General features: G+C 64.4%; 13 protein-coding genes. 2 read left to right on the top strand and 11 right to left on the bottom strand.

From position 1 onward, the window contains the following. Positions 1–151 precede the first annotated feature (151 nt). The 8 genes from QNO11_RS05370 to QNO11_RS05335 form a co-directional block, all read right to left on the bottom strand. The gene (locus QNO11_RS05370; protein WP_257510111.1) at positions 152–1,003 is read right to left on the bottom strand and encodes an enoyl-CoA hydratase-related protein; all 852 of its coding nucleotides are present in this window, start codon (positions 1,001–1,003) and stop codon (positions 152–154) included. A 75-nt stretch (positions 1,004–1,078) separates the two neighbouring features. Next, complete coding sequence (locus QNO11_RS05365; RefSeq protein ID WP_257510112.1) at positions 1,079–2,008, bottom strand: hypothetical protein; 930 nt, start codon at positions 2,006–2,008, stop codon at positions 1,079–1,081. After that, positions 2,005–3,015, bottom strand: a complete 1,011-nt coding sequence (locus QNO11_RS05360; protein ID WP_257510113.1) for an ABC transporter ATP-binding protein — start codon at positions 3,013–3,015, stop codon at positions 2,005–2,007. Before QNO11_RS05360 ends, QNO11_RS05365 begins: the two co-directional genes overlap by 4 nt. Positions 3,016–3,029: 14 nt before the next feature. Beyond that, positions 3,030–4,043 carry an ABC transporter ATP-binding protein gene (locus tag QNO11_RS05355; protein WP_257510114.1) on the bottom strand — a complete coding sequence of 338 codons (1,014 nt, stop codon included), beginning with the start codon at positions 4,041–4,043 and terminating at the stop codon, positions 3,030–3,032. A gap of 5 nt (positions 4,044–4,048) precedes the next feature. Next, positions 4,049–4,909, bottom strand: a complete 861-nt coding sequence (locus tag QNO11_RS05350; RefSeq protein ID WP_257510115.1) for an ABC transporter permease — start codon at positions 4,907–4,909, stop codon at positions 4,049–4,051. Positions 4,910–4,926: 17 nt separating this feature from the next. Further along, positions 4,927–5,856, bottom strand: coding sequence for an ABC transporter permease (locus QNO11_RS05345; RefSeq protein WP_257510116.1), 930 nt, complete (start codon positions 5,854–5,856; stop codon positions 4,927–4,929). A 35-nt stretch (positions 5,857–5,891) separates the two neighbouring features. Beyond that, complete coding sequence (locus tag QNO11_RS05340) at positions 5,892–7,451, bottom strand: ABC transporter substrate-binding protein (protein WP_285169784.1); 1,560 nt, start codon at positions 7,449–7,451, stop codon at positions 5,892–5,894. A 341-nt stretch (positions 7,452–7,792) separates the two neighbouring features. Continuing rightward, on the bottom strand, positions 7,793–8,833 hold the full coding sequence (locus tag QNO11_RS05335) for a LacI family DNA-binding transcriptional regulator (protein ID WP_257510249.1): 1,041 nt from the start codon (positions 8,831–8,833) through the stop codon (positions 7,793–7,795). Between the two features lie 265 nt (positions 8,834–9,098). On the opposite strand from QNO11_RS05335, the gene QNO11_RS05330 reads away from it, so the two are divergent. Beyond that, the gene (locus tag QNO11_RS05330; protein ID WP_257510250.1) at positions 9,099–11,708 is read left to right on the top strand and encodes a CaiB/BaiF CoA transferase family protein; all 2,610 of its coding nucleotides are present in this window, start codon (positions 9,099–9,101) and stop codon (positions 11,706–11,708) included. A gap of 74 nt (positions 11,709–11,782) precedes the next feature. On the opposite strand, the gene QNO11_RS05325 is transcribed toward QNO11_RS05330, so the two are convergent. Together QNO11_RS05325 and QNO11_RS05320 are read right to left on the bottom strand one after the other, a co-directional pair. After that, complete coding sequence (locus tag QNO11_RS05325) at positions 11,783–12,883, bottom strand: CaiB/BaiF CoA transferase family protein (protein ID WP_257510251.1); 1,101 nt, start codon at positions 12,881–12,883, stop codon at positions 11,783–11,785. Between the two features lie 98 nt (positions 12,884–12,981). Continuing rightward, positions 12,982–13,782, bottom strand: a complete 801-nt coding sequence (locus QNO11_RS05320; RefSeq protein WP_257510252.1) for an SDR family NAD(P)-dependent oxidoreductase — start codon at positions 13,780–13,782, stop codon at positions 12,982–12,984. Between the two features lie 321 nt (positions 13,783–14,103). Here QNO11_RS05320 and QNO11_RS05315 point away from each other — a divergent pair, with 321 nt between their 5' ends. Further along, positions 14,104–15,609, top strand: a complete 1,506-nt coding sequence (locus QNO11_RS05315; RefSeq protein WP_257510253.1) for a M81 family metallopeptidase — start codon at positions 14,104–14,106, stop codon at positions 15,607–15,609. Between the two features lie 416 nt (positions 15,610–16,025). Here QNO11_RS05315 and QNO11_RS05310 read toward each other — a convergent pair whose 3' ends face one another. Continuing rightward, positions 16,026–16,550 (bottom strand): hypothetical protein, encoded by a 525-nt coding sequence (locus tag QNO11_RS05310; protein ID WP_257510254.1) that lies wholly within the window; start codon positions 16,548–16,550, stop codon positions 16,026–16,028. Positions 16,551–16,611: the final 61 nt, after the last annotated feature.

The raw sequence follows: 16,611 nt of genomic DNA, 5'->3' as shown, positions 1-16,611 counted from the left end.
ATCCCTGAGTTTTCTTCGTTGTTTTCCGAGCGCTAGGGCACCCTGATGAGAGCTGAGAGACCCATGCCTCTCAGCCCGCGATAGAGATCGAATGTGGAGCCCTCAGCGGGGCCTCCCGGTCCGCGACGCGGTCAGCGCCGCGCCCGCATTCTCAGCTCACGTTGGTGTCACGCTTCGTTCCGGTGTAGTCACCAAACTGGCTATCCCGGCTGACCAACGCGGCCTTCACGTTCTCCCGCAGTTCTGCGCGGTGCTTCAGCGGCCCCTCCGCCACACGACTCAGTGCCTGAGCCTCGGTATTCGCACGCAATGCCGTGCGAATACCCATAATTTCCATGGAGCGGTGCAAGGCACGCTTGTTCAGCGCCAGCAGATCGCGGTCCACCTTTGAGATGCGCTCCGCTACCGCGAGCACATTCTCCTCGAGCTGGTCAGCCGGGAAGGCACGGTTCGCAACGCCCATCTGTGCTGCTTCCACACCAGAGATCGCATCTCCAGTGAAGAGCGCCTCGGCGGCGCGACGCATGCCCATGAGCCAGGGCTGCCACATCATGTCGGGGGTGCCCATCAGTCGCACCGGCGGGTAGCCGATCTGCGCGTCTTCAGCGACGTAGACAAGGTCGCACGCTGCGGCCAGCTCAGAGCCTCCCGCGAGGCAGTATCCGTGTACCTGCGCGATGACCGGCGTGGTGTAATCCCACACCTCAAACCAGCCTTCGACCAGGTGGCGTGCCCAATACCCGTCGATGTTCGACGCGTGCCGCGGAAGGTTCTGACGGTTATCTGCCATCGCCTGCTTCAGGTCGTAGCCCGACGAGAAGCTCGGGCCGGCGCCCCGGATGATGATGACCCGCACCTCCGCGTCGAGGTCAGCCTCGCGCATGGCATCGAACAGCTGGGCGCGCAGCTCGTTCGAGAGGGCGTTGCGCTTTTCGGGACGATTGAGCGTGATGCGCCGGACCAGCGGCATCGGCTCGTCGACAATGACGAGTTTTTCAGTCATGTTGTTCCTTTACTTGAGGATCGGGACGCACATTCTTGAGGATCGGGACGCACAACAGAGCGGCCCCCAAAGTGATCAGCCGCGTGGAGGCTGGGGAAAGTAGCGCTCCATCAGGAGGCCTCGGGCAATTTCGACGCCGGTGCGCGGATCCCTCACGGAGGACTCAAACCACACCACTTCGGTCTTTGGCGAAGAGCTCGCCCCCACAATTCGACCGCTGACCACGTAGTCCTTGTCGAGGAAGAGCGGACCATTGACGAACTGCACCTCCATGCCGCCCACGATGCTCAGCGCGCCTTGGATGTCGAGCCACCGAAACGCGGGACGTACGAGCCGTGCGAGCGCGAGCGGCCCCGCAATCGGGCCGCCCCACGGCGAGTCGCCGAAGTACCAATCGAGGGGTTCGGTTGTGTCCGCGCGTCGCTGCATCTGCGACTCCCCGCGCGGATAGTCCTTCCGCTTGTAGGGGCGGGTGTCGTCCGCGTCATCCGGCTTTTCAAAAGGAAACCAGCGCAACTCGCGCCCGAGGGGCATCCCGGGTACCACCTCATAGATGAGTTCCGATCGACCCAGGGGGTACGCCTCCATTCGGCGGCGGAGGGCAGATGCCCGCCCCGCCTCGCCCATGCCGATCGTGCCCTCCGTGACGCGGTCTCCCGCGGCATTGACCGACCAGGCCTCCACCTCCGCTTCTCCCGGCTCAGAGCCCGGATCCACGATGAACGCCTGCACTTCGTCTTGATCGACCGTGGCGGTGCGCGAGAAAAACGAGTAGCTTCCGCGTTGGAACCACTCCTGGCCGAACGCCTCCAGGGCGAGCGGCATGAACTGCTCCTCGTGGATCAGTGCCGAGACGAGTCCTCCGCGGTACCCGATAGATTGCGCCACGGAGTCGCCGTGGGCGTCGTCGGTGCGCGACTTCACGAAGTTCGCCGCGCGGCGCACCTCACCCGACAGCAGGCCGTCGGCGCGAGTGATCTTCGAGACATGTTCGTAATAGGTCACGGCGCCTCGCTCGTGGCACGAATGCGCTTGAATAGCACCTTCTCTGGCAGGTGGCAGGCGACAGTGTGCCCGCCCTCTCCCTCGAGTTCGGGGCGCTTGTCGGCGCAGATCGACTCGGCCGCCCAGCACCGGGTGCGGAACCCGCAGCCCGTCGGGGGCGACAGGGGCGAGGGGATCTCACCTGTGAGGATGATGCGGTCGCGCTCCGGCATCTCCCAGGGCTTCGGGTGAGGGACCGCCGACAGCAGCGCCTGCGTGTACGCGTGGCGAGGAGCCTCGAGGATCTCGTCTGCCGCCCCGGTCTCGACGATGCGGCCGAGGTACATCACCGCTATCCGGTCCGACACGTGCTGCACGACCGACAGGTCGTGAGAAATGAAGAGATACGTCAGCCCCTTTTCGCGTTGCAGACGCGCCAGCAGGTTGAGGATCTGTGCCTGCACCGACACATCCAGCGCCGAGACAGCCTCATCGCACACGATCACCGAGGGGTCCATCGCCAGAGCGCGCGCAATGGCGATGCGCTGACACTGACCACCCGAAAGCTCGTGCGGGAACCGCTTCAGATGCTGGTCACCGAGACCTACGCTCTCGAGAAGCTCCATCGTGCGGCCACGGCGTTGCTTCGCAGGGAGGAGATCCGGGTGGACCTCCCACACCTCCGCAATGAGCTGCTCCACGGTCAGCCGCGGGTTCAGCGACCGATAAGGGTCCTGAAAGATCATCTGGATCCGCCGCGAGTACTTACGACGCTCGCGGGAGCTCAGCGCGGCGAGGTCCTTTCCTTCGAAAAGGATAGAACCGTTGCGCGGCTTGTTCAGCCCCATGATTGCTCGGGCCAGCGTGGACTTGCCCGAACCGGACTCGCCCACCAGACCGAGGGTCTCCCCCTGAGCGATCGCGAGCGAGACGCGGTCGACAGCGCGAACCTCACCGCGGGGCTTGCCCTGGCCGCCGACTCGGAAGGTGATGGAAAGATCGTGCACGTTCAGCGCAGGCTGGGTCATCGTGTTGTCCCCCATCACAGACCTCGGACAATCTCAGTGAAGTGGCACGCACTCGTGTGCCCCTCAGTCACGACGCGCAGCGCCGGTTCTTCTTCGCGACACAGGTCGGTCGCCATCGGGCAACGCGGGGCAAATGCACACCCCGGGGGCTTCGCGATGGGCGACGGCGGGGTGCCAGGGATCGCCGGCAAAACGTCGGCTTTCACATCCATCCGCGGGATGCTCTCCAGCAAACCTCGGGTGTACGGATGGCCAGGAGTGTCGTACACCTCACGCAATGGCCCGTACTCCACGATTCTGCCTGCGTACATCACCGCAACGCGGTCTGCCACGTCGGCCACCACTCCCAGGTCGTGACTGACCAGCAGCATGGCCATGCCGTAGTCCTGCTGCAAGGCAGCGAGCAGGTCCATGATCTGCGCCTGCACGGTGACATCGAGCGCAGTGGTGGGTTCATCGGCGATCAGCACGCGGGGGTTCAGCGCCACAGCCATGGCGATGACCACGCGCTGTCGCATACCCCCGGAGAGCTGGTGCGGGTAGTCACGTGACCGGGTGCGCGCATCGGGGATTCCGACCTTCTCCATCAGCTCCACCGCCGCTGCCCGGGAATCCGCACGAGAGTAGCCACGCCGACGCCGGAAAAGCTCACCGATCTGGTCGCCGACACGCGTGGTCGGGTTCAGCGCACTGAGGGCATCCTGGAAAACCAGGGCAATACCCTGCGCCCGAAGCTCCCGGACCTGGGCGGGGGTGCACGACAGTAGGTCCAGTCCGTCGAGAGTGACCGAGCCCCCGACGTGGTGAGTGGCCCGTTTGGGGAGCAACCCCATCAGCGCCATACCCGTGACGGACTTGCCGCTCCCGGACTCGCCGAGGATTGCAAGCGTTTCGCCTGCGCCCACTTCGAAGGACACCCCGTCAACGACGCGGATGACATCCTGCTTGGAGTTGAGCTCCACCACGAGGTCTTGGACGACCAGCACGGAGCCCGCTGCGTTCACGTTCGAGTCAGCTGTCTTGCTCATACTCATCACTTCACCGTCCGAGGGTCCGTACGATCACGCAGATAGTCGCCGACAAAACCGAGGGCCACGACCACGATGGTCAACGCCAGGCCGGGGATCGCCGAGATCCACCAGGCCGAATCCAGGTAGCTCTGACCGTTGAAGATCGTTCGACCCCAGCTGGCCGTTCCCGCGGGAACACCCAAGCCAAGGAAGCTCAGCGACGCCTCCGACAGGATCATGGAGCCGATGTCAACTGTGGCGATCACGAGGATCGGGGAGGTACATCCCGGCACAACGCAACGACGGAGAATGTGCCAGTGACCGGCTCCGAGCGCTCGGGTCGATTCCACGAACTCACGACCGGTGATCGTAAGCACTTGGCTGCGCAGCACGCGCGCGTACACGATCCAGTTGGCGACAGCCAGGGCGATCACGACGTTCAGGACGCTCTGACCTAGGACACCCGCCACCAGGATCGCGAGGAGGATCGTGGGGAAGGCCATCTGCATGTCGACGATGCGCATCAGGATGGCGTCCAGCTTGCCGCCGACGTATCCGGCGAGCACGCCCACGATCGATCCGACGACCAGTGCCATCAGCACAGCGAGCAGGCTGACGATCAGCGAGGTGCGCGCACCCACGATCACCTGCGCCAGGATGCTCTGACCCATCTGGTCGGTGCCGAAGACGGCAACGGTACCGTCCGTGGTCACGGCTCCCGGTGGAAGCAGACGGTTGTAGAGGTCTGCGGCCATCGGATCGTAGTCAACGAAGAACGGACCGACCAGCGCGACGAGGACGTACAGCCCCAAAACGAACGCGCAGAACAAAGCGAAAAGAGATTTGGGGCGCTTGCGTGCCGTCTTGTGCGGCTTCAACGCCATGGTGACAGTATCTGTACTCATTTCTTTCCCACCACACTCGCTCGGGGGTCGATGACGCCGTAGGCCACATCCACCAGCAGGTTCAGCAGGACGATGGCGACGGCGATGAAGAACACCGCTGCCTGCACCACCGGGTAGTCACGATCCAGCAACCCCTGCACCAGCACGCGGCCGACGCCCGGGATCGAGAACACCGACTCCACAACGATCGCGCCACCGAGCAGGTGCCCGAACTGCAGCGAGGCCAGGGTCAGCACGGGGATGAGCATGTTGCGCACCTCGTGATCGCGCACGATCAGCCCCGAGCGAAGCCCCTTGGAGCGTGCCGTGCGGATGTAGTCCTCCTGCGTTACTTCCAGCAGGCCACTGCGCACCATTCGGGTGAGCACACTCGCCACCGGCACCGCAAGTGTCACCGCAGGAAGGATGTACGAACGCCAGTCCGAGATACCGAAGCTCGGTAGCAGCCCGAGGTTCCTCGAGAAGATCAGGATCAGCATGGTGCCGAACCAGAAGGACGGCAGCGACTGACCGAGCAGCACGAAGAGCGACACGGCCCGGTCCAGCGTCCCGCCGGGCTTGCGGCTGGAGAGAATTCCGAGCGGGAAGCTGAGCGCCAGCGCCAGCGCCATAGACACGGCCGCGAGCGTTGCCGTGGTGGGGGCGCGCTGGATCACAAGATCTATCGCCCCCATACCCGACACGATCGAATTGCCGAAGTCCAACTGCAGCACGGCAAGGCCGTACAAGAACAGCTGCACGATCATGGGCTTATCGAGGCCCAATTGCTCCCGCACCTGTTGAATTTGGAAGTCGGTGGCTTCGCCACCAAGAACAGCAGTGACCGGGTCGCCGGGCACAAGTCTGATGAGCACGAAGAGCAGTGCCAGGACGCCGGCTACCACGCCGGCGGCGAACAGTGCTCGGCTCGCTATATATCGCAACATTTAGACATCCGATTGATTGCGCGAAGGGTTCGCGATTAGCCGGCGAGGTAGACCTGGTCGAAACGCGGGGTAGCAGACGGAGGCATCACGAACCCCTGCACGTTGGTACGCACCGCGTAGTCATAATTCACATCAGCCGGGTAGATACCGACATAGTTCTCCCACAAGAACTGGTTCGCTTCTTCAAAGATCGCGCTGCGCTCAGCCGGGTCCATCTCAACCCGCGCTTCCTTGATCAGCTTGTCCAACTCCTCGTAGCAGTGGTTGATCGACGCAGCAACCCGCTCACAGTTATACAAACGGTCCGTCCCATACGCCGCATCACCGGTGATGACCTGGTTCGGCTGAATGTGCAGGTCGTAGTTGTTGTTACGGAAGTCTTCGTTGAACACGGCTGCTTCCTTCTCCAACAGCTCCACCGTGACACCGATCTTCGCCCAGTCCGAGATCATCGCCCGAGCAATCAGATCAATGCTCATACCCATACCCGGGTTCATCTCCATCGTGGTGGAGAAACCATCCGGGAACCCCGCCTCAGCGAGCAGCTTCTTCGCGTTCTCCGGGTCAAACGGGATGTCCTCGTTCTCACCCGCACCCGGGATCGTCGCAGGAATCGCCGACACCGCAGGGCTACCCAACTCGCCAAGCACGTTCTTCACAATCGAGTCGACATCCACAGCCTCAGCCAGCGCCTGACGCACCAGCGGGTCCGTGAACGGCTCACGACTGTTGTTGAACCACATGAAGTAGTAGTTATAGCTCGGGACCGAGTCATAAACCACATCCGGGTTCGTCTTCAAACGACCCGTCAAGTCCACCGGAATGTTCCACAACACATCAATGTCGCCCGCTTCCAAAGCAGTGACCTTCGGAGCCGCTTCCAGCATCTGGATCAGCTCCAGACGATCCAGCTCCGGAGCACCACCCCAGTAATCCTCGTTACCGGTCAACACAACCCGGTCACCCTGCGAGTAGGACTCGAACTGGAACGGACCCGAACCCACCGGGGCCGCCCAGAACGCCTCATCCGCAATACGATCGCCCGGACCCACATAAATACGTGTCAGGTTCGGAATCAGATCCGGCGTCGGACGCGACGTGACAATCTCCAACGTCGTCTCATCCGGGGCGTTGATCGACGCGACACCCGAGAACAAGTTCGCCAACGTTCCCTTGTTCGCAATAATCAGCTCCAGCGACGCCTTCGCGTCCGCAGCCGTCACCGGCGTCCCATCATGGAACACCGCGTCATCACGCAACGTGAACGTCCACGTGTCGCCGGCGGTCTCCCACTCCGTCGCCAGGCTCGGCGCATACTCGCCATCCGCCGTCTCGACAACCAGCGTGTCAAACAACTGCGTCGCGACCGTGATCGTCGACCCATAAGCCGCGCCCGTCGCGCCCATCACGTTCAACGTCGGCAACGCCGACAACGCAACACGCAACTCCTGCGGGCCCTCCGGCGTCGAAGCAGCCGGCTCCGCCGGCCCACCCCCCGCACAACCCGCGAGCAACGCCGCAACCACGACACTCACACCCGCAAACTTCACACCCGCAAACAAACGCGAACGCCCACCACGACCAAGATGCTTCATCGCATCATCCCTTCAATAACCGCGATTCATGTGCTGTGCTGTCGAATTTCTGTCGACGGCCAGGCACACATCCCGCTTCCGCGATGAACCAGATTCGAGGCGAACCACGAGCCGACAGCCATCGTTAGCCTGCGGAAACTCTCATCCGCCTATCGGAGCCTAAGAAGGGCACCGATTCTTAAGCAACAGTAAGTGATTCGGTCATCTCCGACGAACTCACAGGTGTCCGGGCGGGGGCGAATCAACGCCTCTCGTTAGGGGAACGCCCGCGGGTCACCTCGGACCGACCCCTCGGTTTTGGCTGGTGACCACGCAAATACGGAGCACCATAATGGCCCTCGTTAGCAGCCGCAGGTGTTCCCGAGTTTGAGCGGGCTGGGCAGGAGCACACTGCGATAGGCCCCGCCGTTGCCACTGATTCGATTAATCAATAAGCTCACCGCCTGCACGGCGATGCTCTGCCTCGGCACCTGAAGAGTGGTCAACCGCGACGCGTCACTGACGAGGAATTCTCGCCCACCGAACCCGGTCACCGCGACATCCGCGGGGACACGGAGGCCCCTGTCTCGCAGTGCCGCGAGAGCACCCCAGGCGATCACATCGGCGCCGCAGACAATCGCCCGCGGGATCCGCCGCCGCTTGAGCATCTCCATGGTGGCGCGATAGCTGTCCGCCTCGCTGAGCTCGCAGCTCAACCGATCGGTAGGTGCAATCTTCACCCCATGCGTTTCGGCAGCGCGCTGGTTACCTGCTTCACGCTCTTTGGACGCGCTCGACCGCTGTGGCCCGCCCATCAGGACTAAATCGCGGTAACCGTGCACCCCGATGAGGTGATCCATGAGGTCGGTCGCCGCGGTCTCGCTATCGGTCCCCACGAAGTCCGCCTCCACCAGAGGCAGGCGGCGCGTGATCTGCACGTAGGGCAGATGCGCCTTACGCAGCGACCGAATGAGGTCGGCATCACCCTCCTCGAGAATGGTCGTCAGGATCCCGTCGACGCCGCGATCGGCCATCGCTTGCAGCACGACTTTCAGGCGACTGTGGTCGCGGCCGGTGTTCGCGATGAACACCTCGTAGCCCATCGTGCGGGCCGCATCGATCACCCCGCCGGCAATCTCGGTGTCGTGGAACGGCGACTTGGCGATGTCGTTGAGCACCGCTCCGATCACCCGGGTATGTCTGGAACGTAGCCGCACACTGAGGGCGCTGGGGATGTACCCGAGTTCCTCGGCAAGATTAAGAATCTTGTAGCGCGTGGCGTCTGAAACGCCCGGGCGCCCATTCATCACGTAAGAAACCGTCGCCGCGGTCACCCCTGCCCGGCGCGCAATTTCTGCCGCCGTGACACGCCGAACCTGCGGACTGTCAGATGAAGTGCCCACACCGCCACCTCGCTCATACGTTGAACGGAATGACCCTATCGGGCGGCCAGAAATTAAGCAAAAGTAAGAAATCCCGCCCGCCGAGAGATGTTCATCTTGTGGCACGCCAAACCCAGGCGCACCCCGGAACTTATGATTGCTTACGCCGTGATCGCCGCTCTAGTTTTGCTGGTGTCGTCCACAAGACTCCCGGCCGGATGACTGCGCAGCCGCTGGCGCGCAGACACCGCCGACAACGAAGTCACCGCCTGGAATGGAGAAAATCATGACGGCGTCCTTCAGCGAAGGCAGTTTCCTTACGGGCATTCGTGTTCTCGAACTGGCCGACGAAGTCGGCGAGTACTGCGGCAAGGTCCTTGCAGGTCTTGGCGCCGACGTCATCAAGGTTGAGCCGCCCGGCGGCGAGCGAACTCGCAACTACGGCCCGTTCTACGAGGACGTCGTCGACCCTGAGCGTAGCCTGTACTTCTGGCACTATAACTTCGGTAAGCGCAGCGTCGTCATCGACCTCGACAGCGAGGAAGGCCGACGCTCCTACGAGCGATTGGCCCGCTCGAGCGATGTCATCATCGACACCCGCGCCCGCGGCGACATGGACGCGCGAGGGCTCGGTTTTGACCAACTCCGGGTGGCCAACCCGGAACTCGTCTATGCGCGGGTCAGCCCGTTCGGTGACGACGGCCCGTGGTCCGACTTTAAAGGCAGTGATATCGTGCACCTCGCCCTCGGCGGCGTCATGATGAACTGCGGATACGACCCGCTCCCCGATGGCACGTACGACACCGCCCCCATAGCTCCGCAGATGTGGCAGGCCTATCACGTGACCGGCGAGAATGCCGCGATCGGGATTGTGGCTGCCCTCTACTACCGCCTGCACTCTTCGCGGGGGCAACTGCTCAGCACCGCCGTGCACGAGGCCGTCTCGAAGAACACCGAGATGGACGTACCCAACTGGATCTACCGCCGGGCAAGCCACAATCGCCTGACCTGCCGGCACTCGTTCCCGACGGCTGCGGGCGCCGCCGGGGCACGCCTTCCCGCCACGCCGCGGCTCGCCCAGACCAAGGATGATCGCTGGATTCTGCCCTACAGCACCTACCTGCCCGGTTCGACCTCTCCCGTCGTTGGGCTGCGCAACCTCTTCGCCTCGCGCGGCATCGATAGTGAGCTCAACAGCACCGACTTCGATGATCCGGCGTACATTCGGCAGGCAGAGGGGGCCCGACGGGCCGACAAAGCCATCGCGAAGCTCGTGGGGTCGCTCGACTTCGACGAGGACCTGTGGCTTGATGCCCAGCGCTCAGGCCTCACCTGGGCACCGATCCGCCGCCCTGAAGAGAATGTCGGCGACCCTCACTGGGCCCAGCGCGACACCTTCTTCGAGGTGGAGCATCCTGAGTTCGATGCGACCTTCACCGAGATCGGCGCCAAGTGGCGTGCCCCGGGACTCCCCTGGCGCACCGGCCCGCGCGCCCCGCGCCTCGGTGAGCACACAGAGGAAATCCTCACGAACCCCGAGGCTCGCCGGCCGCGTCCCACCTGGGTGGGCGCCCCGCCGCGGGCGATTGAGGGAACCGAGCGGAGCCCGATGGGCACCCCGTGGGCGCTGGGTGGCGTGCGAGTCCTCGACCTCGGCTGGCTGCTCGCCAGCGCGGGTGCCGGGCGGTTCCTGTCTGCCCTGGGCGCAGAGGTCGTCAAGGTGGAGCACTCGTCGAAGATCGACATGATGCGTCCTGCCGGGGCGCTTGCGCCCCTTGGCCTTCGCGCCGAGCGCGATGCTGCCACCAGGCCCATCGAGCCCATCCCCACCGAGAGCCTGAACCGTGGTGGGGCGTTCATGGAAAATAACACCGGTAAGCGCGCCATCAGCCTCAATCTGAAGACTGCAGAGGGGATCGCGATCCTCAAGCAGCTCGTCGCTGATTCGGACGTGCTCATTGAGGGCTACTCGCCGGGCACGCTCGAGCGCATGGGGCTCGGCTACGACGTGCTGAAGGAGCTCAACCCGGCCCTCGTGTACGTGCAGCAGTCGGGCATGGGTGAGGGCACCTACGGGCGCGTGCGCAGCTTCGGCCCCACCGCGCAAGCGCTGTCAGGCATCAGCGACATGTCGGGCCTGCCCGACCCGCAGCCGCCCGCAGGCATCGGCTACTCGTACCTGGACTGGTTCGGCGCGTATCAGGCCGCACTCGCGATGGTGGCCGGGCTCTTCCGCCAGCGCGCAACGGGTGAGGGGTGCTGGATCGAGTCGTCCCAGGTGGAGTCGGGCATCTACGCCACCGGTACCGCGGTACTGGATTACTCTGCCAACGGGCGCTCGTGGCAGCGCATCGGTAACCGTTCGCCATTCAAGCTCGCCGCGCCTCACGGGGCCTACCGGGTGGCCGGGAAGGATCGGTGGATCGCGCTCAGCGCCTTCACCGAAGCCGAATGGCACGCGCTCACCGAGGTGCTCGAGCGTCCGCTGTGGCGCAAGGATGCGCGCTTTGCAACGCTGGCAAAGCGCGCGGAACACCAAGACGAATTGGATGCCCTCGTGGCAGAGTCAACCGCTCCATGGGACGGCGTCGAGCTCATGCAGGCTTTGCAGGCCGCCGCTGTTCCCGCGGGGATTTGCCAGACCGCTCAGGACCGGTGTGAGTGGGATCCGCAGTTGGCTCACCTGGGGTGGCTTGCCGAGTTCAACCAAAGCGAGATCGGTCGCTGGCCGGCGAAGACACCCCCGACAAAGTTTAGCGAGACGCCCGGCTACCAGGGCGGCATCGTCGACCGCCATGGTCCGAACTACGGCGAGGATAACGACTACGTGTACCGGGACCTGCTGAGCATGACCGCCGAGCAGATCGAGGAGCTGACCGCACGCGGGGTGTTCTAACAGCCCATAAGGAAGGAGGCGAGCGCGGTATAGCACCCGCCGCCTTTCTTCTCATGTTTTCGGTGCGGCTCCGGTTAGCGCGCCCATTCGGACAGGATCGTGCGCACGCCTTCCTCCTCCAGCAGGGTCGAGGCGGACGGCAAGGTCAGTCCCGTGCGCGAGAAGCGTGGCGCGGGAGCTGCTTGGGGGATCCCGGTCTCCGTGGTGACCGTGCCTCGCGCGGCGACATGCGGGTGCTCCACCACCTCACCAAACGCGAGCACGGGCGTCACGCAGGCGTCCGTGCCATCGAAAACAGCGCACCATTCGTCGCGCGTCTTAGTGGCGAAGATTTCGGCGAAGCGAGCGCGCAACTCGGGCCAGCGCTCGCGGTCCATCTGCTCTGGAAGGTCGCCGCGGTCCGCACCGAGACCGCGCAGGAGAGCCGCGTAGAACGGCGCTTCGATCGCCCCGACGGCGACAAAGCGGCCGTCGGCGCAGGTGTAGGTGTCGTAGAACGGTGCCCCACCGTCGAGGAGGTTGCTGCCGGGCTTGTCGACCCAGGCCCCCGTGGCGAGCTGGCCCCACATCATCTGCACGAGCAGGCTCGCGCCATCCACCATGGCGGCGTCAATGACCTGGCCCTCACCGGAGCGCTGGGCATGGAAAAGCGCCGATAGCACGCCTACGACGAGCAGCATCGAGCCTCCGCCGAAGTCACCGACGATACTCAGCGGCGGTACCGGACGCTCTCCCCCACCCCGGCCCACGGCGTGAAGAACACCGGTGACAGAGATGAAGTTGATATCGTGCCCGGCCGTGTGCGCCAGGGGGCCGTCCTGCCCCCACCCCGTCACGCGTCCGTAGACGAGACGCGGGTTTCGCGCGAGGCAGTGGTCAGGGCCGATGCCCAAACGCTCGGTGACGCCGGGGCGATACCCCTCGATCAGCACATCCGCGTGCTCAATCAATTCCATCAGTTCCGCGCGCCCCCCGGGCTGGCGAACGTCCAGCAGTATGCGCCGCCTGCCGCGCAAGAGCGGAGCGGTGTCGCTGGCGTACGGGCGACCGGGGCGATCGATACGCACCACGTCCGCCCCCATGTCGGCGAGCAGCATGGCCGCGTGCGGGCCCGGGCCAATACCCGCCAGTTCAATAACGCGGACGCCGTGCAGAGGGCCGTGAGTGCTCGTCATGGTATTCCTCGTCTTTCCCGTGCGAATGGGCAGAAAAAACCATCCGCTCTCCCCGACACAACCATCGGAGAGGGCGGATGAAAACTTCTTGCGCCTGTTTACATGCGAAGCGCCGCGTCCAGGCGGATCACTTCGCCGTTCAGGTAGTCGTTGGCGATGATGTGCTCGGCGAGCGCCGCGTACTCGTCGGGGTAGCCGGGACGCTTCGGGTTGGGGATCGGGAAACGCTGCATCATCTGCTCCTCGGTGGAGTTGCGCCACAGCGGCGTCTTGACGACACCCGGAGAAATGCACATCACACGCACCCCCACCGGTGCCAGATCGCGTGCAGCGGTGAGGTTCATCCCGATGATTCCGCCCTTTGCTGCGGAGTAGTCGGTCTGCCCGGTGCGTCCCTCGTAAGCGGCGATACTCGCCGTCGTGATGATGACGCCTCGCTGACCCGACTCGAGGGGCTCGTTCTTAGCCATCGCCTGCGCCGCTTTGGAAAGCACACGGAAGGTGCCCGTAAGGAACACGTCCAACGTCCGAGAGAAGGTGCTCACGGGATACGTTTCCCCGTCCCGGTTCACCAAGCGATGCGCAGCGGGCTTACCGCCGTGCACGATCACGGCCGCACGAAGCGGGGCCAGTTCGACAGCACGAGCGACGAGGTTGTCAATGGACTCATCACTGGTTACGTCGGTCTTCACAAAGATCGCGCGCTCGCCCAGTTTCTCTGCGAGTTCAGTCCCGCGCTCCTCGTCGAAGTCGGCCACCACCACGTATCCGCCGGCGTTGATGAGTCGGCGAACCGTTGCCGATCCGAACCCGCCCGCACCGCCGACGACGATTGCTGACCCTTGACTCAACTGCATGGGACTTCCTTCCTGGTGCGGCTCCGCAGAGCCGTCGAGCATGTGTGACATCGCAGAGGACAGGGAATGCTGCGGCGAGCGTCAGCGGTGCCTTGCTCCAGCGGGCATTCCCACATCACTGTGTGACTGCGCTCGGGCGTGCGAGCCGGGGCTTACCACTGCAGTCTCGTCGCTTCCCTTGCCGTGGTTTGACGCTAAATCGCCTCGCCCTAATTAAGCAATAGTAAGTCTTGACGCTCGGCGCCCGAAAAGCGGGTCGGAAAACGTGGGCAGAGCAAACTTAATGTTGATTACCTCCCGCCTCGACACCTGAATGGAAACATCGGGCGCGCCCGCCGTGCGCCCCAGACCACGGGACTATCAATGACGCTGCGCTTCTTTACCGGAGGCATCAACCACGAGACGAATTCGTTCTCCAAGGTGCCTGCCGATGAACACCGATTTCGCCTCACCCGCTACGGAAGAGGCGCCGAGATCCTCGAGCGCTTCCGGGGAACCCGGACCGTGTACGGCGGATTCCTCACCGCCGCAGAAACCAACCACGTCACATTGACCTCCACGGTGAGCTCTTTCGCCCAGCCCTCGGGTCCGGTCGTGCGCGAGGAGTTCGAGCGTCAGATGGCGCTGACCCTGGAGGACCTGCGAGAAGCTCTGCGCACCGACGGGGTGGATGGCATCGTGCTCGGTCTGCACGGAGCGATGGTGGTTGCGGGGATCGAGGATGGCGAAGGTGAGTACCTTGCCCGCGTGCGCGAGGTCGTCGGCCCCGATGTGCCGATCGGCGTCGAACTGGACCTGCACGCGAACATCTCGCCACGCATGGCCGAGCTCGCCGACATCCTGATCGGCTACGACACGTACCCGCACGTGGATCAGTATGACCGCGCCATCGAACTTCTCACGCTGGTGGCCCGTACCGTGCGCGGCGAGATCTCGCCTACATCCGCGCTCCGAAAGCTACCGATCCTTGCCCACATGACGGTGCAAAACACCGCGTCTGGCCCGATGGCAGACTGGCTGGCCCTGTGCCATGAGATCGAAGCGCGCCCCGGGGTGCTCACGGCTACGATCACCGGCGGCTTTCCGTACGCCGACATTCCGGATGTAGGAATGGCCGCGTACGTGGTGACAGACGGCCTGCCCGAGCTTGCCACCCAGTACGCGAACGAGCTGAGCGAGTTCGCATGGGCGCGACGCACCGAGTTCCAGCCGCGCCTGACCAGCGTCGATGACGCCATTCGCGCGGCCAGCAGCAGCCCCGGCCCGATCATCCTCGCGGATGTCGCGGACAATACCGGCGCTGGGGCGAGTGGAGACGATACGGAAATCCTGCGCGCTCTGATCGCGCACGGGGCGAACTCTGCGGTGCTGGTGCCCATGTACGACCCTGGGGTGGTCGCAGAAGCCGTCCGCGCGGGGGTGGGCGCGACCATCACCACTACTATCGGCGGCAAGGTCGACGGCGGCGGCGGTGCGCCGCTGGAGATCGAGGCGTACGTGCGCACCATCACCGACGGCTGGTACTCCAACTACGGCCCCATGAGCACCGGGTCACGCACCGGAATGGGGCTGACCGCTGTTCTGGAAATCGGGGGTCACGACGGTATCGAGGTGGTGTGTTCGAGCGTGCAACGCTCACCGCACGACCTTCAGATGCTGCGTAGCGTCGGCATCGAACCCACGCGCCGGCAGATCATCGTGGTGAAGTCGTCGGTGCACTACCGTGCGGACTTTGGTCCCATCGCGACCGAGATTTTCGAGGTGGATGCCGCGGGCCTCGCGGCCGCCTCCTGGGCACGCCTGGACTTCCAGAACCTGCGCCGCCCGATCTTCCCCCTCGATCCCGACATGGAGTGGACCGCGCAATAGCGCACGAGAATTCCCGCGCGGGGGTCAGCCCGGAGCAGACCGCGTCGTGCACGACGAACGCCGGGAGCCGCACCGCGCCCCCATCCTCGCGATTGCCGGCGGGCAGGCATACACCGATCTCACGGTCCTGAGTCGTGGGATTCAGAGTTTGGCCGAGTCTCGCGGTGGGATCGTTTGAACCAGATCTGTTTCCAGATCTCCTTCGGGAACACAGCGACAGCAAGATTTTCACCCACCGTCAGGAGTTCGTCGGGGTGGCGGCCATCAGATCCGCCGCGTAGCGGGTTCTGCATCGCCGCCAGCCCGCGCTCGGGAGTGTCGCGCCGGAAGTTCCGCGCGCGGCGTTCCCCGACCTTGGCCGTGCCCCCATCCTGCCGAGGCGGGTCTTCCCGCCCCCGACCCGCCGATGCGACGGTTCAGCTCAACTCGGCGCAGATATCACGGCTGCGGCCGACGTTCTGCCCCAGCGTCGTCACGCCGTCGGCCGTGTTGGTGAGCTCGACCACGCCGATGTAGAGGGTCGTCGAGGGACCCGCCGGGTCGTCTGTCGGAAAGAGGATGACCAGGTTGTGGCCGGTGTCACGCGTGCTGGATGAGCCGTCGGCGTAGGTCGTCGTGGTCTGCGTGAACCCCCTGCCGGGAAGTGTCACCGATGCGCCGGTGTCGGTGTTGGTCACCACGTAGGTCGGACCTTTGCCGGCCAGCAGGACCACGGAGTTGCCGTCTCTGTCGACCCATTCTCGGGTCACCGTGTTCGCCTCCGTCGTTGCTTGCAGGCTCACCTCGAAACCGCAGGCCAGACCTGCCGGGAGTACGGTGGGGTCTGCCGCGATCGCCGGGGCCGGCACCGCGAGAGCCGTGAGTGCGATGACCAGGATCGCCGCCGCACCGAGTCGTTTCCGCGTCGAGAGCATCGTGACCACCTCGTCGTAATGCGGCATGGATTCTCGAGCGCAGCGAGCGGGTCATGCACGGCCCAGGGTGCCGCTGCCAGCAGTGTGG

The sequence above is a fragment of the Microbacterium sp. zg-B96 genome, from assembly GCF_030246865.1.
Classification (GTDB): domain Bacteria; phylum Actinomycetota; class Actinomycetes; order Actinomycetales; family Microbacteriaceae; genus Microbacterium.
This window is presented reverse-complemented; position numbering and strand designations above follow the sequence as displayed.